This window comes from Vibrio sp. SG41-7, assembly GCF_014164465.1.
GTDB lineage: Bacteria > Pseudomonadota > Gammaproteobacteria > Enterobacterales > Vibrionaceae > Vibrio > Vibrio splendidus.
In genome coordinates this window covers 20542-44306 of record NZ_JACJFF010000039.1, presented here as the reverse complement: position 1 = coordinate 44306, position 23765 = coordinate 20542, and the positions used below count along the sequence as shown (strand labels likewise).

17 protein-coding genes are annotated in these 23765 nt (G+C 44.2%); 11 read left to right on the top strand and 6 right to left on the bottom strand.

All coding sequences use genetic code 11. From position 1 onward, the window contains the following. Window positions 1–34: 34 nt before the first annotated feature. Complete coding sequence (locus H5300_RS12450) at window positions 35–820, bottom strand: ABC transporter ATP-binding protein (RefSeq protein ID WP_182796084.1); 786 nt, start codon at window positions 818–820, stop codon at window positions 35–37. Window positions 821–897: 77 nt separating this feature from the next. Continuing rightward, entirely contained in the window at window positions 898–1659 is a 762-nt protein-coding gene (locus H5300_RS12445; RefSeq protein WP_182796083.1) for a siderophore ferric iron reductase, read from the bottom strand. A 220-nt stretch (window positions 1660–1879) separates the two neighbouring features. Between H5300_RS12445 and H5300_RS12440 the strand changes: the two genes are divergently transcribed. From H5300_RS12440 to H5300_RS12410, 7 genes are all read left to right on the top strand, one after another. Then, a complete protein-coding gene (locus H5300_RS12440; RefSeq protein ID WP_182796082.1) occupies window positions 1880–2788 on the top strand; it encodes an AraC family transcriptional regulator in 909 nt (302 codons plus the stop codon). Between the two features lie 205 nt (window positions 2789–2993). Further along, window positions 2994–5141, top strand: a complete 2148-nt coding sequence (locus tag H5300_RS12435) for a TonB-dependent siderophore receptor (protein WP_182796081.1) — start codon at window positions 2994–2996, stop codon at window positions 5139–5141. A gap of 82 nt (window positions 5142–5223) precedes the next feature. Next, entirely contained in the window at window positions 5224–6162 is a 939-nt protein-coding gene (locus H5300_RS12430) for an iron-siderophore ABC transporter substrate-binding protein (protein ID WP_182796080.1), read from the top strand. After that, entirely contained in the window at window positions 6162–8156 is a 1995-nt protein-coding gene (gene fhuB / locus H5300_RS12425) for a Fe(3+)-hydroxamate ABC transporter permease FhuB (RefSeq protein ID WP_182796079.1), read from the top strand. The genes H5300_RS12430 and fhuB overlap by 1 nt, the downstream gene beginning before the upstream one ends. A gap of 252 nt (window positions 8157–8408) precedes the next feature. Next, window positions 8409–9221, top strand: coding sequence for a crotonase/enoyl-CoA hydratase family protein (locus tag H5300_RS12420; RefSeq protein ID WP_182796078.1), 813 nt, complete (start codon window positions 8409–8411; stop codon window positions 9219–9221). Between the two features lie 93 nt (window positions 9222–9314). After that, on the top strand, window positions 9315–10487 hold the full coding sequence (locus tag H5300_RS12415) for an OmpP1/FadL family transporter (protein WP_182796077.1): 1173 nt from the start codon (window positions 9315–9317) through the stop codon (window positions 10485–10487). After that, window positions 10487–11176, top strand: coding sequence for a hypothetical protein (locus H5300_RS12410; protein WP_182796076.1), 690 nt, complete (start codon window positions 10487–10489; stop codon window positions 11174–11176). The genes H5300_RS12415 and H5300_RS12410 overlap by 1 nt, the downstream gene beginning before the upstream one ends. Before the next feature lie 113 nt (window positions 11177–11289). On the opposite strand, the gene H5300_RS12405 is transcribed toward H5300_RS12410, so the two are convergent. From H5300_RS12405 to H5300_RS12395, 3 genes are all read right to left on the bottom strand, one after another. Continuing rightward, the gene (locus H5300_RS12405) at window positions 11290–12888 is read right to left on the bottom strand and encodes a bifunctional aspartate transaminase/aspartate 4-decarboxylase (protein WP_182796075.1); all 1599 of its coding nucleotides are present in this window, start codon (window positions 12886–12888) and stop codon (window positions 11290–11292) included. A gap of 148 nt (window positions 12889–13036) precedes the next feature. After that, window positions 13037–14755 carry an aspartate-alanine antiporter gene (gene aspT / locus H5300_RS12400; RefSeq protein WP_004731520.1) on the bottom strand — a complete coding sequence of 573 codons (1719 nt, stop codon included), beginning with the start codon at window positions 14753–14755 and terminating at the stop codon, window positions 13037–13039. A gap of 146 nt (window positions 14756–14901) precedes the next feature. Further along, a complete protein-coding gene (locus H5300_RS12395; RefSeq protein ID WP_182796074.1) occupies window positions 14902–15162 on the bottom strand; it encodes a hypothetical protein in 261 nt (86 codons plus the stop codon). Between the two features lie 172 nt (window positions 15163–15334). On the opposite strand from H5300_RS12395, the gene H5300_RS12390 reads away from it, so the two are divergent. The 4 genes from H5300_RS12390 (at window position 15335) to H5300_RS12375 (ending at window position 21548) form a co-directional block, all read left to right on the top strand. Then, window positions 15335–16558 carry an efflux RND transporter periplasmic adaptor subunit gene (locus tag H5300_RS12390; protein WP_182796073.1) on the top strand — a complete coding sequence of 408 codons (1224 nt, stop codon included), beginning with the start codon at window positions 15335–15337 and terminating at the stop codon, window positions 16556–16558. Window positions 16559–16567: 9 nt separating this feature from the next. Further along, a complete protein-coding gene (locus tag H5300_RS12385; RefSeq protein WP_004731516.1) occupies window positions 16568–19615 on the top strand; it encodes an efflux RND transporter permease subunit in 3048 nt (1015 codons plus the stop codon). A gap of 126 nt (window positions 19616–19741) precedes the next feature. Further along, window positions 19742–20422: a DUF3313 family protein gene (locus H5300_RS12380; protein WP_017081484.1), complete on the top strand. Its 681-nt coding sequence runs from the start codon at window positions 19742–19744 to the stop codon at window positions 20420–20422. A 4-nt stretch (window positions 20423–20426) separates the two neighbouring features. Next, window positions 20427–21548 (top strand): phospholipase A, encoded by a 1122-nt coding sequence (locus H5300_RS12375; protein WP_108166413.1) that lies wholly within the window; start codon window positions 20427–20429, stop codon window positions 21546–21548. Between the two features lie 162 nt (window positions 21549–21710). On the opposite strand, the gene H5300_RS12370 is transcribed toward H5300_RS12375, so the two are convergent. After that, on the bottom strand, window positions 21711–23624 hold the full coding sequence (locus H5300_RS12370; protein ID WP_182796072.1) for a winged helix-turn-helix domain-containing protein: 1914 nt from the start codon (window positions 23622–23624) through the stop codon (window positions 21711–21713). Window positions 23625–23765 lie beyond the last annotated feature (141 nt).

Here is a 23765-nt window from a genome sequence, read left to right as displayed (position 1 = left end):
GCCTAACGCTTAGATTTAAACTAAAATGCCCGAACTATTCACAGACGACTGCAACCTTCTCACTTGCTGCAGTATTGGCTGGAACTGGATGGTCGATCAGTCGGATAGGGGACTCATACAGTGCTGACAAAGCCTCTTCATCGAGTAACTTATCCGCGCTGCCTTCAAACGCAATCTGACCTTTTTTCAGGGCGACAATGTGCGTCGCGTAACGAAGCGCTAGGTTCAAATCGTGCAAAATAACGATCACCCCAACATCTTCTTTTTTGTTGAGTTCAGACAGTAAGCCCATTAGCTGAAATTGATGATGAACATCCAATGCAGAGGTCGGTTCATCAAGGATCAATACCGGTGACTGCTGAGCTAATAACATAGAGACCCATGCTCGTTGACGTTCTCCTCCTGATAGATCATCCGCCAAAGCTTGTGAGAATTCAGTGACACCGGTTCTTTCCATCGCTTGTTGGATAATCGATTTGTCTTCTGAATTCCAACGACCTAGTACGCCTCTCCATGGGAAGCGTCCTAAACGAACCAGCTCTTCGACTGTTAAGCCAGCAGAGGCTGGGAGCTTTTGCGGTAAATACGCAATCTGCTTGGCTAAGTCTTTGCTTTTGAATGAAGAGAGGGAAGCGCCGTCTAGTTCCACGCTGCCATGATCCGGTGACATCTGCCCTGAGAGTAAATTAACGAGTGTAGATTTACCTGAACCATTATGGCCAAGAACGACGGTCAGTTCGTTGGTCGGAATCGTGAGGTCTTCGATTGAGAGAATCGTTCGTTCATCACGAACAATTTTGATGTTTGAAAGCTGAAACATGTCAGTCCTGTGCCTAGACCAATAAAGCGCTTCAGTGAAATTAAACGAGCTTTATTGGCTTTTAAAAATAGAGGGTGTTATTGAGCTGTTTTTTTGTTGTCGGGGTGTCTTGGGCAATCGTCGCAATACTTTCTAGAGTCGCACTTATAAACTAAGCAGCAGCTGATTCTGATCAGTTTTAGCATCCCCGAATCAGCGTCTATTTTAAGGCTGTCTAAATGATTTTCAGCTAACTGGCATGCTTCTAACCAAAGCTTAGCTTGTTCAGTGATATAATCGTTGGTTAGGCTCGGCTCGTGCTGCTGTAGTTTTATCAAGCTGCCTAGTAACAGATCAGCAAGTAGATGATTGGTAAACCCCGGACGAATACGTGTCCACTCACTAATCTGGCTACGATAAAACTCTGTGAGTGCAAGAATAGCTTCGCCTGCTTGTGGAATCAGTTCTTCTGGTGAACCGTGTTGATGATCACCGTTAAAGAAACGGTAGCCTGTGACAAATTCTTTGTACCTAAACTGGCCGATGTTCTTAATATCAGGCAGTGAGTGAAGGCCGTAGATAGATATAAAGGTCACGTAGATTGGTTGCCAGCAAACCAGATCCCACGTTCGGGTTAACCAATAGGCTTTGCCTGCTTCAGGGTGGCTTTGTGCAAGGCCATCGTAAACTCGTTTGATTTCTTTATGGCTATCATCATTCGTTATTGCAATGCTCTTGCTATGCAGAGTACCAAAGCTTCCACTTAAATAAGGTGTCACTTGTTTTGAGTGAGCGAAGATTTTCTGATGTAGAGACGGGGCTCTCCGACGAGTGATAATATTGTGCAGCTGGGAAAGCATCATAAACCATTAAATGAGAATCAGTAGCGTTATCATAACGGACATAATCGAGGATAACCATACAAAATGGAGCATCTACTCGGTGCCTCTGTCTTTTGGTCATTTTATAGAACACACATGAGTGCTTCTTTTTTTGAGTGATAAAAGCCGCTTTAAATGATAAAAGTATTGGTGAATCGAATATGTCGCTGCTAACTATAGAGAATATGAAAGCTTAAATATGAACACACCTGCATTTGGTCGTATCAGTCGCGTTTTGACCTATATCCATTCGAACCTTAGCTCCTCGCTATCGTTAGAAGATATTGCGACACAAAGCTGTTGGTCTCGTTGGCAGCTTCAAAGAGTGTTTCAAGCCGAAACAGGGCTTACTGTGGCTAACTATGTGAGAGAGCTAAAGTTAAGCCAAGCTGCAGAACACCTGCTTGATGGAAAAGAGCGCGTGATAGATATTGCTCTTGGGCTCGGGTTCAATTCAGAAATAAGCTTTAGCCGCTCGTTTAAGCAGATGTTTGGGTCTAGCCCAAGTCAGTATAGAAAAGCAGGCAAAAGAGTCGGACTAAGAAAGCCGATACAAGTATCTGAAACAGCGAGTACTTCTGAAAAAGGGGCGTTAAGCTTTGTGGAAGTGCGCATTGATGAAAGAGAGTCTTTCCTAGTGAAAGGCATGACATCTGAAATCAGTGGTTTGTTTTCACTCACGCAAGACTTCGCTCAGAAAGTCCCTCAGCTATGGTCACGTTTAGAAGGTGAAGTTGAGATCCCTGACGACAACGTGCTCCAGTTCATTGGCGTGGTTGACCTGACTCAGTCTTGCTTTGACGGGACTAATATTCACTATTGGGCAGGGGTAGAACTTCAGGAAGGAATTTCAATCCCGCAACTACCGAGTTTAATTTCTGAAAAGTTAGAAGTGCTGACCATCCCCAAGCAAACCTATGCGGTGGTGAAGCACTGCGGGCCTATCGAGAACCTGCGACATACCTTGAGTTGGTTTGTGCTGAATTGGATGCCAAGTTCCGGCTATCGTGGTCTTGATGGTTATGAGCTTGAAGTGTACCCATTTGGCTATCAAGCTCATGCCGCTAATGCAGAAATGGAGTACTGGATCCCTATTATTAAATCGTAGTCATATCCTCGTCATTCCCTTCTAGCAAAGCCTTCCTATCAATAGGGTCAATTGTCTTTTTAATCACCAATTGACCGTTTTCTACTAAAAATAGGTCAAGTTCTTTTTGAATTTGCACCAAATTGTTAATTATCCCACCTCTAGATACATACAATGCAAATGAGATTTATTATTATTTATATTAAGCATTGGTACCGAGGGAATTATGACCACTCACACTCGTTTTAAGTATTCATCATTGGCAGTAGCGTTGCTGACTGCGTTCTCAGCGCAAGCATTGGCGGAAGAAACCGTTACTGCGGCAGATTCGAATGTAGAAACTGTCACTATTATGGGTAAAGCCTATCGTAATACAGCAACTAAATCGGCACTTGAGCCAGAAGAAACACCTCAAGGTATTACAGTCATTGATGAAGAACAGTTAGAGCAACGAGGTGTAAAGTCTCTTAACCAAGCGCTTAGATACGCGCCGGGTGTTGTGACTGAGCAAAAGGGCGCATCAGTAACCATGTACGATACGTTCTCGATTCGTGGGTTTAGTAACAATCAGAGTTACTACGATGGTTTGATTCTGCCGTTCCTGACTGGATGGAACCTGCAACCTCAGATCGACCCTATTGCGATTCAGCAAGTTGAAGTGTTTAAAGGCCCTACGTCTGTGTTGTATGGATCGATGCCGCCGGGTGGTATGGTCAACATGATCGCGAAGGCACCGCAAGAAGACGGGTCGACAAAAGTGGGTGTATCTACAGGCTCAAGAAACTTGATGGAAGCGTCAATTGATACTTCAGGTCAGTTAGGTGACAGTGACTTTTCATATCGTTTAGTTGCACTCGCTCGTAAACAAGACAGCCAAGTTGATAACGCTGAAGAAGAGCGTTATGTGATTGCTCCATCGCTAGATTGGCAGGTATCTGATAGAACACTTATTAACTTCAATCTTTACTATCAGAATGATCCGTCAATGGGTACTAACTCTGCAATGCCGCTCGAAGTATTGAAGGCAAGTGATCCATCTGTGTCCATGGGCGACAAGAACTGGAGTACTTTTGAACGTGAAGTCTTGATGTTAGGTTACAAAATTAACCACCAAATCAATGACAACTGGACTTTCCTTCAGAACGCTCGTTATTCCGATGCGTCGCTATATCAAGAAAACACCTACCATCGCGGTACGAATTTTAACGCCGCAACTGGTAGCTTAATTCGAAATGTGTATAGCACGGATGAAGACTCTCAAAGCTTTGTTATCGATAACCAAGTTTCAGGCCGCGTCGAAATTAGTGGCTTAGAGCACAATTTACTATTCGGTGTCGACTACCTAAAGCTAACAGGTGACTCTTTGTACAAAGAGTTTGATGCAAACAGTAGTTTCGGTGATTTCAACGCATACAATCCAAATAACGACCTTTTGGATAAAAGTCAGCTTCAAGAGAATTACCGTGAATCCCACGACATCACGACCGAGCAACTGGGCTTGTATTTCCAAGATCAAGTTCGCTACGACGCGCTGGTTTTACTTGCTGGTGGACGTTACGACATGTTCAAAGCGAGTGACGATAAAACGAGCACTTACCCAACAAGCGATGGCACAGAAAAAGCGGATCACAATCAGTTCTCTTACCGCGTAGGTGCTTTGTATGAGTTAGATAATGGCATCTCTCCATTTGTAAGTTACGCGACGAGTTTTGAACCAGCTGCTGGTACTGATATTAACGGTAACTCGTTGAAACCTCAGCTGGGTGAGCAAGTCGAATTCGGTGTGAAATACCTGTCTGCTGATATGGCACAGCAACTTACAGCATCATACTTTTACATTACTAAGAAAGATTCAATTGCTGCCGATCCATCGGATCCAACGTATCGCTCTAAGATTCAGTTAGGCGAAGTGCGTTCTCAAGGTGTCGAAGTCGAAGGCAGATGGTTTGTAACGGAAGATTGGGATGTTAATGCGAGCTATACGTATGTCGACATGGAAGTGACTGAAGATGCGAACCCAGATCTAGAAGGCACTACACCAATCTATGTACCGACACATGCCGCTAATCTATGGAGCAATTACTATGTCTATGGTGGTGCTTTATCAGGAACTCGCTTCAGTGCAGGTGCTCGTTACATGGGTGAAATGGAGATGGATGCAACGAATACTCAAGGAAAAGTACCATCATATACGGTTGTCGATTTATCCGTAGGTTATGACCTAGGGGAAGCAAGTGAAACTCTGTCAGGTGCAACGGCTAACTTGCTGGTTAACAACCTGTTTAATGAAGAGTACTACACCTGCTACGACCAATCGAACTGTTGGTTCGGTGCAGAGCAGTCAGTAGAACTCAGCGTGAACTACGAGTTCTAATTCATTTGAATACATAAATCTAAGCAGCCTGTGTAGGCTGCTTTTGTCGTTAAATAAACACTTAAAAAGTGACAGTGATTATATGAAAGCCAACTATTTTACTTCTCGTTTTCCTAAAGTGAGTTCGTTCATTGTCTCATTGAGCTTGTTGTTATCAGCTCAAGCGATGGCCAACTTTCAAGTTGAAGACAGTGAGGGTGTTAAAACCCTTGAAGCTCAGCCTGTTAGAGTGGCTGCGCTGAACTGGGACATTGCTGAACAAGTGATTGAACTCGGTGTAACACCAGTGGCAGTGCCTGATATCGCTGGCTATACCGATTGGGTTGTTCAACCTGCGATTCCAGAAGGCGTGGCGGACATTGGCACTCGAACTGAGCCTAATTTCTCTGCTTTGAAGAAGCTAAACCCTGATGTGATTCTTATCGCTTCACCGCAGAAAGATCTCCAAGGTCGCCTCTCTGAAATTGCGCCCGTGCTTTACTACCAAACGTACAGCGAACAGCACAGCAATGCAGCGGCTGCTATTGAGAATTTCAAGAAGATCGGCCAGTTGCTTGGTAAAGAAGAACAAGCGAACCAAAAGCTGGCCGCAATGGATGAGCGTATCGCTGTTCTAAAAGCTGAGTTAGATAAAGCGTATCCGGGCGACAAACCGAAAGTGACCTCTTTCCGTTTTGCGAGCACTACATCGGTGTTCATTTATGGCGATAACTCGATTCCACAATATGCACTTGAGCAGCTTGGCTTTGATAATGCGATGGATCTTCCTGCAAGTCAGTGGGGCATCAGTCAAAAACGCATGACCGAGCTCAAGAACGTGAAGAACGGTATTGCACTTTACTTTGAACCTTTCCCGTATCAAGACAAGTTAGATCGTTCTCCGGTTTGGAAGAGCATGCCTTTCGTTCGCAATGGTCAATTTAGCCCAGTCGCAGCAAGTTGGAGTTACGGCGGTGCCATGTCGATTTTGTATAACGCAGAAGCCATGGCGCAATCGCTGCTGACGTTAGCGGAGCAGTAATGAAATCCAGTGGTTTTATGATGGGGGCTGCGTTGCTTTGTGCTGCCCTTGTTCATTTATGGTTAGGGCAGTCGGAATTTGGCCCTATTGGTGCGTTGCTTCAGCAAGTCTCACAGATCAGTGACATCGCTACATTCAACTCAATGGTCGATGATTCATTCGAGCTGATGGCGTTAGCCTATGTCAATTTACCTCGCTTGGTGATGGCAATCTTGGTTGGCGGCACACTTGGCACCATCGGCAGCTTGTTTCAACAACTGACGCAGAATCGCATGATGTCTCCACTGACACTCGGTACATCATCGGGTGCATGGCTTGGTTTGGTTATTCTGAATGTGGTCGCGCCGATGTTGGTCGCTCAGTATTCAGTTTGGTTTGCACTAGTCGGTGCGCTGTTTGCGATGGGGCTGATTGTTTCAATTGTCGGCATCAAAAATATGAGCGGCTTGCCAATTGTATTGGCGGGTATGGCGGTCAACTTATTGCTAGGGGCATTTGCAACGGCGATTATTCTGCTTAACGACCAGTACGCACAGAATCTGTTTGTATGGGGAGCGGGCGACCTAGGGCAAAATGGCTGGGAACAAGTGCTGTGGTTGATGCCTAAGCTGTTGCCGATTTTTGCCATATTCTTGTTGGCGCCACGAGTTCTGACTCTGCTTTCCATCGGCACAGAAGGGGCAGCAGCGCGTGGCCTTAACATCGGAACGACATTCTTTGTATTGATGGCGGTTGGCGTTTGGTTGGTGTCTGTGTCGATTACCTCAGTGGGCGTGATCAGCTTTATCGGCTTGATTGCTCCGAACATTGCTAGGCATCTCGGTTTTCTAAAGGCGAAATCTGAACTCATCGCAAGCTGTGTATTAGGTGCGTTACTGCTGTGTGTCACTGACAGCTTGGCGATCTTCTTGGCGCAATGGTCTTTGGATATGATTCCAACAGGGACGGCAACCGCAGTGATTGGTGCTCCAGCTTTGATCATTATTGCTCGCAAGCAAATGTCTGCTCAAGATCAGCTGTTTTTCTCAATGCCTAAAGGACCAAAGTCTATTTCATCTTTGGCTTACTTCTTATTGGGCACGATGATTTTCGGGTTGCTGGCGTTGAGTTCATTGTCTCAGCCTTCTTCTGATATGGGCTACTTTGTGATTCCAGACGCATTTGAATGGTCTATTCGTTGGCCTAGAATGTTAACCGCGATATTCGCTGGTGGCGGCTTAGCGGTGGCGGGTGTGATTTTACAAAGATTGGTCTACAACCCGCTCGCAAGCCCAGATATTCTTGGTGTGTCGGCGGGTGCGGTTCTGGCGTTGATTTTCAGTAGCTTATTCATGGGCTATTCGATTCACTCGCTAAGCCCGTGGGTTGCGTTTCTGGGCAGTGCGATTGCACTCTGTTTGTTATTGTTCCTTGGCAAGAAGCATCAGTTCGCGCCATCGATTTTGATCCTCACTGGTATTTCGCTGACCGCGGTATTGGAAGCTTTGGTGCAATTCTCTCTAACGCGAGTGGGTGAAGGGAAATACACATTATTGGCTTGGTTAGCAGGGTCTACCTACCGTGTGGAGCCTGAGTCTGCCACTATAATGGCTGTCGTGATAACGGCTTGTATTGGTGTTGCTCTGTTACTGAGCCGTTGGGTGACCTTAATTGCGACTGGCCGACAGTTCGCGAGTGCCAGAGGGCTGAATATCAATATCGCCTACGTGGCATTGTTGTGTATTGTTGCGATCTTATGTTCGGTCGTGACAACCACCATGGGGCCAGTCGCTTTTGTTGGCTTGTTAGCTCCGCATATCGCTGCAATGGTGGGGGCTCGTTTGGTTCGAGAGCAGATCATCTTGTCGTTTTTAATTGGTGCTGCACTCATGCTATTCGCAGACTGGTTAGGGCAAGTGGTGGTATTCCCAGCGCAGCTTGCAGCAGGCACCTTAGTTTCAATTATTGGTGGCAGTTACTTCATATTCTTGTTATTGAAATCTCGAAGAACATAGCTTCTCCCAAAACTGAGAGTCCTTGACTATCAAAGCTATTGGTATTCAAAACTACTGGTAATCAAAGCTATTGGCGAAAAAGATACGAATGAAAAGCAGTGAATGGAGCGATCCATCACTGCTTTTTTATTGATGTCGTTTGTGTAAGGGGGCGGTGTTAAGCAACACATGTCTCGCTTCTTAATGTGCAAGTTTGGCATATGTTAATAAAATGTATAACCTAAAGGTCTGACCACTTATAAGGTAGCCACCATGCCAAACCTCGATCGTATTACTTGTTCTATCGATGAAAACCAAATTGCGACGGTTGTGTTGAATCGACCCGATAAGCTCAATGCTATTGATATGGCAATGTTTGAAGCCGTTAATGACATGATAAGTGAGCTCAAGAAGAACAGAGATATTCGAGCTGTTATTGTTAAAGGCAGTGGTTCAGATTTTTGTTCTGGTTTAGATGTTAAATCGTTATTGAACAGTAAAGTTGGGGCGATGAAGCTTTTGTTCAAATGGTTACCGACATTACCTAATGCTGCGCAGCACTTTTCGCTTGGTTGGCGAGAGATCCCATGTCCTGTCATTTTTGCGATTCATGGTCGTTGTTGGGGAGGCGGCCTTCAATTAGCCAGTGGTGGTGATTTTAGGATGGCCAGTCCAGACGCGACTTTCTCGATATTGGAAGCCAAATGGGGTTTGATTCCTGACATGGGAGGCGCCATCGCATTTCGAGAGTTAATGCGTAAAGATCACACCTTAGAAATGGCGATGACCGGTAAAGAGATCGACTGTGAAACAGCGAAAGACTATGGCCTGGTAACCAAGATTGCCGAAGACCCTTACGCTGAAGCTTATGCGTTGGCACTTGAGTGTGCGAATCGGTCGCCAGATGTCGTCGCTGCTAATAAGAAACTCTACAACAAGACTTGGTGGTCAAGCCCTGGCATGGCCGTGTTTTACGAGACCTGGTATCAGATAAAGGTAGGGTTAGGCAAGAATAGAGCAATCGCTGCTCAACGTGAAATTCATCGAGACAAGCCACGTCCATACGTCGCGAGAAAGTTCAAATAGCGTTTGTACAGGAATAACGGATATTCCATTTGTTTATGGGGCTTTGCGGTAACCTTAGAGCAATTTAATGTCTAAGGCTAAATGAGCAATCTGATGAACAAAACTTTTATTTACTCGCTAGCTGCCACCGCAATTTTTACAAGCTTAAATGCTTTCGCAAGTGGTTTGTTTTTACAAGAAGCTGTCGTCGCCAATGCTGGTACTACCGGCGCTGGTGACGGTGTTTACACTCGCTCTGCCGCGGCGATGTGGACTAACCCAGCAACCATGTCTCACATGGGTGAAAGCAAAACCACGATCAATACCATGGCGTTCGATCTTGAGATGAAATATCAAGATAACCAAGATTCTAGCGATGATGGAAAAGGGCACTCAGTTCTTCCCTCATTTGGTGCCTTCCACGCGCATCAAGTCACAGACAAATTACACCTTGGTATTGCGCTTGGCGCTGTTGGTGGTTCTAGCCTCGATTACGGCAGTGAATGGGCAGGCGCCGCCCTTCTAGAAGATATCACGCTCACTGCAATGCAAGTGAATCCTGCCTTGAGCTACCAAATTAACGAACAATGGTCTGTTGGCGCGGGTATTCAATTGAGTTGGGCTGCATTACAACAGTCATCTTCTCTTTTTACAGCTAAGCAAGATACAGACTGGGCTTATGGTTATAACCTTGGCGTAATGTACACGCCAACAGATAAACTAAAGCTAGGGGCAAGCTATCGCTCTAAGCTCGAACATGAATTTAACAATGACGTAAATGTGTTTACTGGTGGACAGCGTTCATTAAGCACTGGTCTTGATGTTCCTGAACTAGTTGATGTCAGTGCAAGCTATGCATTGAATTCTCAATTAGATTTATTGGCAAGCATCCAGTTTCACCGTTGGAGCCAATGGGATAGTACGGTTTTAGATCTAGGTACAAACCAAAACGGCAATCTGCCGATTAGCCAGACTTTAGAGCGCGATTGGGATGATGTTTGGAAATTTGCGGTTGGTGCTGATTACCAACTTAACTCAGACTGGCGTTTAAAAGCGGGCTTCTCTTACGAGACCTCGCCACAAGATGATCCGTCAATGCAATGGGTTGACCTCCCTGTTGGCGAACAGTATCGCTACTCAGTAGGTGCTTCAACGTATTGGGATGATATCTTGATCGATGTGTTCTACGAATACGCTGACTTGGGTTCGGTTGAAATGGATCGTCTAATGGTTGATGGTTCGTTCGATGGCCGTATCCACTTCGTTGGCGTTAGTGCGACCTTCTAATGACATTACGTAATCTATTACTTGTTGCTGCGGCAATGCTTGGTTCGACGGGTGCTTTTGCTGAAGAGAAGCACCCTGATGATCCGACTAAAATCGTGACAAAAGCTGGCGTTGCTTATAACGAAGATTTGCAGTTCTCAGGCTCTATTGGTTTAGATGAAGCGCGAATGATCAATGCTCGTGTCAATGCGGACGGTGAAGAGTGGCGATTAGGCGGTTCATGGCTGTTGCCGATGGGTATCGTGAATTTCAACTTTAGCCGTTCTGAATATGACAACGATGCTTTTAAGAACAACTACAGTATTGGCACATTTATACCACTGAGCTATTTCGATATTGAGCCGTTCGGTTGGCAAATCTTCCCTATGGCTGGTTACAGCTATAATGACGGCGAAGTAGCTGTTTTCGATGACGATAATGTTGGTTCTGACTATGTGTTGATGCCGAGTTCAACACACGGTGGCTACATTGGTGCGTTTGGCTTAAAAACGATTACTGATGAATGGTCTATCATGGGCTTCGGTGGCGGTTCAATGGGCTCTGATGATTATTCAGGGTATTGGGCAGGCGTCGGTGCTAGCTACAAGTTGAGTGACGCTCAATCATTCAACTTCTTCACTATTTTTGCTGAGGATGACTTTGGTGAAAATAACAGTGTTGGTGCGTCTTACACCTATGAGTTCAAATAGTTATTCTCATATATCGTCTTAGATAAAAAGAACTGAGTGTAGGCTCACTAATTTAGGGAATCTACACTCAGAATTTATCGCTTTTCTATGAGCTTTCTAGTGTTGAGGTCGTGTTAGCAAGCCGCTTCGTAACGTTCAAAATAGCTCTGCATTACCGCGTTCATCGCTTTAGTGATATTTGCGTATTGAGCTTCTTCTAGGTTCGCGAGAGACACACGCAGAGACCACGTTGGCGCATCAAAACCCGCACCCGGCATCACAATCACGCCATGTTCTTCTGCAAGGCGTACCAAGAAATCAAGCGGCTCATACGTTTCTTCTAACCATGTGAAGAAATCGTTGCTGTGAATCGTTTGAGCAATCTCTTTGAGATCAATCTCCACGTAATAGAACGCACCGGTTTGATCGCCTTCAGCAACGATTGGCGCGGCTAAGTTCTTCTGCATTAGAGTGTGGTAGCGACGACGCACAATTTGTTTTGCGAGTCGCTTGTACTCTTCGCCATCCTTCATCAAAGACAGCAGCGAGAACATTGTCATTTGAATCTGCTGAGGTGTTGAAAGACCGGCGGTATGGTTCAGTGCTACTGCACGGCTGTCTGCCACTAAACGGTCAATGAACTTAATCTTACTCGGCTCAAGTGCAATGCCTTGGTATCGCTGAGATAACGTGCTTCGAGTGTCTTCTGGAAGATCTCGAATCATGCGGTCGAAATTATTGTCTTCGTGTACGCCAATCACGCCTAAACGCCAGCCTGTTGCACCAAAGTACTTAGAGTACGAATACACTAGAATCGTGTTCTTCGGAGCTAGCATCGCTAGTGATGTGAAGTTATCAGCGAAAGTGCCATAAACATCATCAGTAAGAAGGATGAGGTCAGGGCGGCGGTTAGCAACCTCTGCAATCTTATAGAGTGTCTCATCGCTTAATCGAACCGAAGCAGGGTTGCTTGGGTTAACGAGGAAGAAAGCTTTAACACTTGGATCGTTCAGTTTTTCTAATTCAGAGTCTGGGATTTGCCACGCAGACGCTTCATCCGCCATGATTTCTACTTTGTTGAGCGCGTAATCTTCTAACTCTGGCATTTCAATATACGGGGTGAAAATCGGCGCACCAATCGCGATGGTGTCACCAGGGTTCAATAGTCGGTTACTCTTTAGCGTGTTGAATATGTAAACCATGGCCGCTGTGCCACCCTCAACAGCAAATAGGTCAAACTTCCCAGCAGGTAATGGCTGCGACCCCGCCATTTCTTGCTCAATGTATTTACGAGCAATGAGTTCCGAATATTTGAGCATACGATCGGGCACTGGGTAGTTGTTACCTAGAATCCCCTCAACCCATTCATAAATAAGCGCATCACCGTCTACCTGATATTGATCCGTAATAAACTGGAAGGCTTCAATGAGGAATTGTATACCTTCTTGGTCTTCGTATTTTTCACAAAACTGAAGAAAGCGTAGGCTAATATCCTGTTGAACTCCCATTCCACCAAAGCCTTCATACCCTGAGAAATTCGATTTTGATTCTTCTAGTGCAAACATACCTAATTGGAAAAAGGCTTCACGTGGCGCTGTCGCGACCCAGTTTGGGTTACCACGACCAGCGTTGATCATGGTTTTTTCATGTGAATGCTGAGCAAGGTCGATCAGTGTGTTTTTTACTTCGAATGGGCTTAGTGTTTCTAGGCGTTTTTCATCTGTGCGTTTCATAGTCGTTTCTCTTTAAATTTGTTTAAGATCCAAGCTTGTTGGATAGATAAGTAAGTTAATTTCTTTGAGCAGCTAGCCTGCTTGGCTAGCTACTGTGTTAAATCGTTAATTAATAAGTTGAATCATCAATTGGCTGATTCGATGTTGATTACGAAATTTTGGTAATTAGGTTGATGATGATCGGACCCCATAAGGTGAGGAAGATATTGGCAACCGCATAAGTCATCGTGAAACTCGGTACTGGTGTGCTGTTTTGTGTTTTTTCTAGTAGCGATGCGAATGCAGGGTTTGCACTGCGGCTACCCGCGATAACCGCTAGCGCTTCTACTGGGTTTTTGATTTTGAGTACGTAGTAGTTGAATAGGAACGTCAGTACTTGAGGAATTAGAGTGACCAACACACCTAGCAGTAAAAGCGTTACGCCATTCTCTTTGATTGCCGTCAGCGCTGGAGCGCCTGCATTAATACCAACAACCGCAACAAATACTGCAAGGCCGAATGTCTGCATAAAGTTGGCTGCGCCGTGGTTAACACTGCCTAAACGAGGTGTACGCATTCTTAGGTAGCCCACAAGTAGGCCGGAAACCAGACAACCTAAACCTGAACCTAGAGCGATATGAGAACCACCGATAGTGAAACCAATCTCTCCAATCAGATAGCCAAGCACCATGCCGAAAGACATTGTTACGAAGTCAGTAACACTAGGCAGTGGGCTGTTGTAGCCAATTTTTTTGATGACTTTAGCTATGTCTTCTTTTTGTCCAACTAAGGTGATTTCGTCACCAATGTGCAGTTCGGTTTCTGGCAAAGTCGAAATATCATGGCCCATGCGTGATAGCTGAGTGATATAAACACCACGACGAATACGTGCATTCGTTTCATCGTGAAGCTTACGTAGCGTAATACCCGCTAGTTTCTTATTCGTGAGTACGACCTTCTGTTGTGTTTGGACAACATTGCTTTCTTCACTAAATTCACCGAGTTCGATACCCAGCGAGGTCACTTTAGGAAATGCTTGAGTCAGACCAGTTAGGTAAACTTTGTCATCCGCCGCTAAAATAGGGTTCTTCGCCAAATCTAACGTTGATTCTGTGTCTTTCTGTGAGCGGTAGATCGCTTCAATAGTGAGGTCGGCATCGAATGCTTCTTCTAACTCGACAACACTTTTTCCAACAAACATAGAGTTCGCGGTCACTTGATAAGCACGAGAAGATACGCGATTCAATGCAGAGAATTCACCCTCGTTCAGCTGCTTGCTGCCTGCGCCCATTTTTTCCGCAAGCTTCTTCGCTTCTTTGGTTATGTTCCAACCCATTACCATTGGAATGAGTGACATCATTAGAATCGGACCAAGAGAGCCGAAGATGTAGGTGATCGAGTAACCCACAGCCACGTTTGTTTTAAGTGTTGAGGTGACATCTGGCGCTAGGTTCAGCTGATCGATAGCATTACCTGCAGTACCTATGATTGCCGATTGGGTTAAGCCACCAGCCGCAAGGCCCGCCGCTAAACCTTTATCTAGTCCTGCCCATTTAGAGAGCAACACAACCGTGATTAATCCTACAAACGTCATCACAAACGAAGCGAATAAGCGTGTTAGCGATGAAAGGCGGAATGACGAGAAAAACTGCGGACCGCCGTTGTAACCCACCATAAAAATAAATAAAGCAAAGAAGATGCTTTTTACTTCGTTAGAGATCGCGATACCGCCGATCTGACCAAGTGCTACAGCAACAAGCAGTGAACCTGCGATTCCACCTAATTCAAACTTACCGATTTTAATTTTACCGATTAAGTAACCGAGACCGAGTGATAAAAAGAGCGCTATAAACGGATAGTCTCTAAGTTGTTCAATAATAAATGACATAGTAATCCTTGAATGAAATAGCATCATCATTGACTCGCTATTTCATTTTTTAATTTGGTTTAACGTTTGATTAAGCATTAATCAACATTTGGTTGATGAACTGATCTAATGCTTTATTTTTAATAATCTGGGCTTCATCCAGTCTTCTACTTTTTATGATGCAGTCGCGATGGTTTTTTATGGTCATGCATTTTATCTTTGTGATGTTTATCATGATGACCATCAGAATGGTGATTGACTAAATGCTTATGACCTTCTGGGTCGCCACCATGTTGACCAGAATGAGAGGGTTGATGTTCTCTATATTCTAAATGGTCTTTATTATGTTTATGGGTAACATCTTCTCCATATATACGTTTCATCTTTTCTTTAATAGCGACTTTAGTGTGATTAATTTGATTCGACATAGTTAACTCGTTTATTTGTTTAAGGAACGATGAGAATTATATCGATCGAGAAAATAGATAAATCATGTTCAAATAAAATAGCAATAAAACAAAAATTGAGTGCCGATTGATGTTTTTATCTTAAGCATTTGATTTTTAAGGTTTGATTTTTATTTTATATAAGATTGGGTGGATGTTATATGAGTTTGATTTATTGGCAGTGTCGATAGGTAGAATGACCAGACTTAAAAAACAAGGTGAACACATGAGTAAGTATAAAGGCGTTATTGTCGGGTCGGCTCTTTTTATATTACTGTCTTTTGTATTTGGCTTTCATTATGTAAAAGGTGAAATGATCAAAGAGAAGGTCGCTAATTTTAAATTGCCAGCTATATCTGTAACAACGGAAAAAGTAAATCAAGATACTTGGGACAAAAGTTTAAAAGTCATTGGTAACATTCATTCTAATCAATCTATTGATGTGACGAGCCAAATGTCAGGCCAAGTAAAAGAGATTCTCTTTACTTCAGGTCAGAAAGTAAATAAGGGTGATGTTCTTATTAAATTGGATGATGCGTTATTGAAGTCCAACTATAAGAGCCAGCTATCCAAAGTTGAATTGGTAAGAGTCGAATTGATGAGAAATAAATTGCTCCTTAGAAATAACAGTGTTTCAAAAAACTCGGTTGATAAGCTACAAGCTCAATTTAATGCTGAAGGTGCAAAGCTGGAATATATTGCTACGCAAATTGACTACATGAAAGTGAAAGCGCCATTTTCTGGCAGCGTTGGGATTCGTAATATCGATGTGGGTGACTTTATTAATTCAAGCACAGCGATTGTCGAGCTGGAAGACAAATCAAAGCAATATGTCGATTTCTCTATTCCAGAGCTTTATTTACACGATGTGAAGGTAGGGCAAGATTTACAGTTTTATTCAGAAGCAACGAACGACGAAGTCTTTCACGGCACGATTTCTGCCATTGAACCGAGCTCAGACAGCAACACGCACAATATCGAATTGAGAGCCATGGCTAACCAAGCCGTGCCGTTAGAGGCGGGTATGTATGTCGACGCTACGTTAATCACATCAGAATCGGACACTATCGTGGCAGTACCTTCTGTTGCGATCAGTTACACCTTATACGGAAACACCGTGTTTGTGTTGGATACGTCGACTAAAAAGGCCAGCGAACATTCGAGCAACGATGCATCACCATTTTACGAGTACAAGGTTGTGCAGCGCACTGTTGAAGTCGGCCCTAAACAAGGTGGCTATGTTGGCGTGGTTTCGGGCTTGAAAGAGGGGGATGTGGTTGTGACTTCAAACCAACACCAACTCAAGAATAGTGGATGGGTTCTGGTTAATAACCAACATCCGTTGATTACTGACAAAAGTACTAAGCAAAGTAACTAGGAAACTCCCATGACATTTACTGATGTATTTATCAAACGTCCAGTTTTGGCTACGGTATTAAGCCTTGTACTGTTGGTGTTAGGCCTTAAAGCCTTCACCTCACTGCAAGTGCGTCAATATCCAGAAATTGAAACAGGCGTTATTACCATTACAACGAGTTATCCAGGTGCCAGTGCATCCAGCGTTCAAGGGTATGTGACGCAGCCACTGCAGGCAGAAATTGCTCAAACAGCGGGCATTGATTACATGACATCGGATAGTGCTCTGGGTAAGTCGGTTATCACGGTTTATTTGAAGCTAGGGTATCCGTCGGATAGTGCTTTGACCGAGATTTTGTCTCTCGTGCAGCAAGTGAAATATAAGCTGCCGTCGGGTGTATTGGACCCGAGTATTCTTAAATCGACGTCTCAATCTCCGATCTTATATGTTTCATTTTCGAGTGACACATTGAAGACGGAGCAAGTCTCGGACTATGTGAGCCGCGTAGTTAAGCCGACTTTCTCTACTGTTGAGGGGGTGTCAAAGGTCGACATATTGGGGCAAGAAGATTTTGCAATGCGAATCTGGCTGAACCCACAACGGCTGGCTTCATATGGTCTGACGGCTGAAGATGTTCAAAACGCGCTTCGTGCAAATAACATTGTGAGTGCGGCGGGCAAGTTGCAAAACCCTTATATCGAAGTTGATATTAACGCCCATACCGATTCAAGTTCAGTAGACGATTTCAAGAACATGGCTTTGAAAGCGCACGACGGGCAACTGGTGCACTTAAAAGATGTGGCGACGGTTGAACTAGGCGCAGCAAACTATGACTCAGACGTTGAATTCAATGGTGTGACTACCGTATCAACGGCGATCAGTAATACGGCAACATCGAACCCATTGACCGTTGTTGAAGGCATTTACGAATTGCTTCCGCAGATCCAAGCAGGCTTACCTGAAGGTATTAAAGCGGATGTGATCTATGACTCGACTAAGTTTATCGAAACCTCAATTGATGAAGTAGCAAAAACCTTAATCGAAGCCGCACTGATCGTAGTCATCGTTATCTTCGCCTTTTTGGGCTCAATGCGAGCGATGTTGATACCACTTGTAACGATTCCTTTGTCATTGATTGGCTCTATGTTCTTCATGTTGAGCATGGGCTTCAGTATTAACCTGTTGACGCTGCTTGCCATGGTATTGGCAATATCGCTGGTGGTTGATGATGCCATCGTTGTAGTAGAAAACACATTTCGTCACTTAGAAGATGGCACCAGCCCAATTAAGGCCGCAATAGACAGTGCCCGTGAAATTGCAGGCTCGGTTATCGCGATGACCATTACATTGGCCGCAGTGTATGCGCCGATTGGTTTCATGGGAGGACTCACCGGCAAGCTGTTTACTGAGTTCGCATTCACTTTGGCGGGTTCAGTACTCATTTCGGGTTTCATCGCCTTAACACTAACGCCGATGATGTGTTCAAAACTGCTTAATAAATCGGTTCTCGACGGAAAATTGGTTAAGAAGATCGATGCAGTGATTGAAGGCGTAACAGAGCGCTACCGAAAAGTGCTCGAACATGTGTTGAACAACCGTGTTTATATTTGGCCAGTGGTAGGAACGTTACTGATCAGTCTGGTGTTCATGTTTATGAATACTTCATCTGAGCTAGCACCTGAAGAAGATCAGGGCGTGATGATTGTTATGGGGCAAGGTCCTGCACAAGCGAATACCGATTACATTCGCCACTTTACTCCGGCTCTTATTGACTCTATCAGCAAGAACGATGAAGTCGAAATGACCATGCTAGACAACGGTTACATGAACAACAATGCGTTCTTTGGCTTGGGTGTTTTGAAAGATTGGGATTCGCGCGAAGCAACAGCAAAAGAAGTAATGCAACGTTTCGAAAAAGAGAGTTCTGTATTACCGGGTTTGCAGGTGTACACCTTCTCTCCACCTGACTTGCCAGGCACACCGCAAGGCTTGCCATTCCAGATGGTTCTGAAAACGCCAACGGGTTCTTATCAGGATCTTTATCAGTACGCTGAAAAACTGAAAGAGTACGCACAGAAGAGTGGCAAATTCATCTATGTACAAAACGACCTGAATTTTAATAAACCACAGGTAGAGATTCGCATCGACCGCGATAAAGCTGCTCAGATGAACGTGAACGCACAAGACATCGGTACCGTGTTGTCTCGCTTTATCAGTGAAGGCTTCGTGAATTACTTCTCGATGGATCAGCGCAGCTACCAAGTTATCACTCAGGTACCTAACGAGAACCGTAACTCTTGGGATGACTTGAAGAACTACCACGTACGCTCTAACACCAATGAGATGGTACCGCTGGCGTCATTGATTGAAATTAGCCAATCAGTACAGCCATCGAAAGTGGATCAGTTTCAACAGCTTAATAGCGCCATGATTGAAGCGAAAATGATGCCAGGAATCAGTATCGGTGAAGCCTATAAAGTGATGGAAGAAGGGGCAGCGAAGATATTGCCTAAGTCTTATACGACGGACACTTCAGGCCAATTGAGACAGTTCCTACAAGAAGGCTCTTCACTGGTTACGACGTTCTTCCTTGCTCTTGTGATTATTTACTTGGTGCTGGCGGCTCAGTTTGAAAGTTTGCGAGACCCACTAGTGGTATTAACCAGTGTGCCATTGTCTATCTTTGGTGCCTTAATGCCACTGTATTTGGGCATTGATACGCTCAACATATACACCGAAGTGGGGCTGGTGACCTTGATAGGCTTAATCAGTAAGCACGGTATTCTGATTGTGGAGTTTGCAAACCAAATGCAACAGGAATTGAAATGTAGCCGACGCGAGGCCGCTATTCGTTCAGCGACTGTTCGAATGAGACCAGTATTGATGACCACAGCTGCGATGGTTGTCGGTGTCGTACCGCTGCTCATTGCAAGCGGAGCCGGTGCTCAAAGCCGTTTCTCGATTGGTTTGGTTATCACGGTTGGTATGTCGGTGGGCACATTGTTCACTCTGTTCGTTGTACCAACGATATACACCTACTTGGCTGCGGATCACCGCGGGCAAGAGCAAGAAGTTTAGTCCGTTATCTGGCTGCTTACTTTACGCGGCCAATAAACATAAAAGTTTAATCAACACGAGTCCCATTTTATGAGCCTTATCGCTCAGGGATTCGTGCACTCAAAATTTAGAAAACTAGAGGTTCACATGAAACTACATTACCTATTCCCATTGTTCGTTTTATTCACTGCTGGCTGTTCAAGCAACATGCCAGATAAACAAGAAATCCAGAGCGTCGACTCAAATCATTATTTTATTGATAGCCAGTTTGATGATGATAGGAAAGGCGTTTCTTGGATAGCGAAAGACAGCGCGTCACTTCACTTTAATCAATTTGAATTTACAACCGTTAGCATGAAAAGCTCGGGTGTTGATCAGCATGTATCAAAGGAGGTTCAGTCTCAATTTAAAGCACAGATCCATAAGAAAATGGATGAGAAGTTGGCTGAGAAATTACAGGGCTACAAGAACGTAGTTTTGGAGAACAAGGAGCTTGATATTAGCGTGAAGTTATATGATATCAATGACATTCCTGAAGACATGCGTGTGACTGAGTTTATCCCAGTAGGTTCGGTTATCGGCGCTGTAAAATACGCAGCAGGTACTCGTGATCGCTCTATTCGTATATTGGCGAGTGTGGATCTGAAAGATCATGATTCATCTCAGCTCATTGGTCGCCGTATTTTCGTCGTGAACGATAATGGCGTACTTGAGAACGACAAATCAGAAATCACCATCGAGATGCTTGATAAAAACGTTGAGCAAATTACTCAGCAAGCGGTCGACTTTGCGTTTGAAGTGACTTACCAAGATAAAGACCAAGGGTAGAGTGATGCGAGCTCGTAAACAGAACAGCGCTAGTAAACGCCTTGGGGTTGGTGAAAGGCTAGCTGGACACAAAAACACGCTTGCTCTACTGGTTATCGGCCTCGCTGTGAATGCTTCAGCGTATGCCAATACTGGCGGTGTTGATGAACGAGCAAGCTATGAGCAATGTATTTTGTCTTCATTGGCCAAAGCAACCAATCAACAAAGTATTGAGTGGTTAAAGCAGCAATGCGCATCCCAAGAAGCCGTTACATCAAACAAAACACCCGAAAATAAGTTCTCGGGTGAAACCAGCGAAGTCGGTTTAGACTCAATCAGCGAAAGTGCACTTGAGTCTAAAGTCCCGCGATTGAAGATGGAGTACACAACTGAAGATAACCCGTTTGTTATAACGCCTTATCGTTTGAACTACATTTTGCCAGTGACTCATATGACCAACGTGAATACACAGCCCTATGGGGATGAGCGATTCGGAGGTAAAGCGGATGACCTCAGCGATGAAGAGATCAAACTGCAGTTAAGTTTAAAAATTCCAGTGGTTGATGATGGTGTGTTTAATCAAGCGGACAAAATCTATTTTGGTTTTACGCTCAAATCATTTTGGCAGGCGTACTCTTCTGATATCTCGGCACCATTTAGAGAGACTAACTATCGCCCAGAGATCTTTTACGAAACGCCTTTGAACATCGAGTCAGCTGATGGTGTTTGGTTTTCGCGTTTGGGTTTAGAGCATGAATCTAACGGACGAACGGCAGAGCTTAGTCGTAGCTGGAACCGCGCTTATGTTGGACTAGGGTATACCGAAGATGACTTTGCGGTTTATTTCCAGCCTTGGTATCGAATCCCAGAATCGAGCAGTAGCGATGATAACCCTGATATTCAAGATTATCTCGGTCACTATGAATTGTCTGGCGCCTACAAATGGGATGGTTTTGAGGTTTCAGCATTGGGTCGCTACAACTTTCAAACCGGGTATGGTGGAATACAGACATCACTCAGCTTTCCTCTGTATGGCCGGTTACAAGGGTATGTCCAGTACTACAAAGGCTATGGAGAAAGCTTGATTGATTATGACTACAACAGTGAAAGAATTGGTGTCGGTATTCTGCTAACCAATGCCTTATAGCGGTTATCGCTTTTTTATCAACGATTGAGCGATTAACGATTAACGATTAACGATTACTGATTTCTGTGAGAACCCAAAAACACACCGCCTGAGTAAGCGGTGTGTTTGCTATATTAATAGCTAACGGCTAATAGCCTATAGTTAATAGTTAAGAGCTGTTAATCATTGGTTGATACCTAATTTGGATTCAATCTCGGTGATGTTACTTTTGAAAAACAGTGTTTGAGCGACTTTCAAAACCACAGGGTGGCCAGATTCTAATATCGCTTCATAGTAATACTCTTCCGCCATTGAAGGGTTGCCTTGAGATTCTTCAATTTTTGCCAAGATAATCATAGACATCACACTGTATTCATTCCTCGGAATCAAGCTTAGATAGTATTCGGCTTGGTCAGGGTTATCTTCAGTGAGGAAGTAGGCTGCTAACGCGTCATAGACTCGATAAGAGTTAGCATTGTTCTGAGCATTGAGTAACTGTTTTTTGAATTTCTTATTGAGCGCTTCAACCTGCTTATTCTTATTCTTCGATCTCATTATAAAAATGTCGGCAAGCTCATACATGTAACGGTTCGACATAACGAAGTGGTTGTCGGGTTCTAGCTCATTGGCTTGAGCGATCTTAGACAAGGTGTCGGTTCTGTCTAACGTCATGAAGGTGAGCCCGAGCGCTTCAAGGGTGAGCTTTAAGGCCTCTTCTTGTTTGGGTAACTCAGAGATTTGCTGCTTCAATATCGATTTTTGAATATCCAAATTAAATGAATCCAATAGATCATCGAGCATTGAACGCATGGTCGTGTGGAGTGAAGCTGGGTCAATCAGGTAATCTCGACCTAGGTGTCTGAAGTTAGAAATTCGGTTGAAGTAGGTGATATCAAGGTATTCTCTGTCGCCATCAATTTCACTCTTGAAACTGATCACGTTGGCTGAATTCGGCACCAAGGTTTCATCGACTACGACACGGAAATCGCGATAGGTGGTCAAGTAGCTCATTAATTTATGGATGATCCCACGCTTAAAGGCATCCGTCTTCAAGTTGTCATCGATACTTACGTAAATGTATCTAGGTTCTAAAGATAAGTAGTGCACAGATTCGTGTGCTTTGTGGGCATCTAGGTTTTGACTGTCTGCTGTTTGATTAAGACGATTTTGTTCCGTTGATTGATTTGAGTAAGCGAGTGGTTGGTTTGATTCATTAGCGGCGGTATTTAAACTGCTCAAATCGAAGGCGTCCGATGTAGGGCTGGTCGGTTTTAACGTCCACCAAATAAGTCCAAGCGCAATAACTATAGCGCCCCCAAACATCACAGCACGAGACGTTCTTTTCTGAGGTTTATTTTCTGCGATAGGCGCTTGTTTGTCGTTAGCCGTCTTATTTACAAGTGGCTGTTGAACGGACTGTGCTGTACTCGAATTGGTATGGCTTGGATCGACATAGCTCGAATCGCTAGGTTGCGGATCAATAGGCTGAATAGGCTCTTGTGAAGCAGGTTTTTCTGAGGTTGCATCGATTGAACTCTCTTCAGATTCTTCGAGTACGGTTTTGGCCTCTGAGCCTTGATCGCTTATTAGGTTCTCACCAGTAACCGATTCTGCTTTTGGTTCAACTTGTTGTTTTTTATCCTCATCCAAAACTGGCGATGTATCTGGTGCGTCTGATTGAGTTGAAGGAAAGGAACCAAAAGCATTAGGTGCATGATTCATGTCTGCAACTGACACGGTATTTGTGGTGACACTTGCAGGTACTAAGATGGTTTTGTGGACATCAACATCGAGTTTATAACCGCGTTTGGGCACGGTGATGATGTGTCCCATTGAATGTCGTTCAGCCGCTTTGAGTATTTTGCGCAGTTCAAAAATGGCTTGCGTGATCACCTGATCCGTCAAGATTGAGCCATTCCAGACTTCATTAATCAGCTCATCTCGTGAGAATACGATCTTAGGGTTTTGGCAGAAAAAGTTGAGTAGCTTGGACAAGCGATTGTCGATGATCACGTCTTCATCATTCATGATGAGTTTGTCTTCATCAGGAATAAATAACCACACGTCGAAAGAGTATTGAATGCGTTCTTTTTTCATAACCACCGAGACTAAGTCATTGTATTAAAATTACTTTAGTAGACATGTTTGGGCAATTCAATTAACCAATGTCTAATTATGATAAGTGGACGTGCTTTTGAGCGGATTAGTGAGAGCCAGCAAAAAAATAAAAATAATATT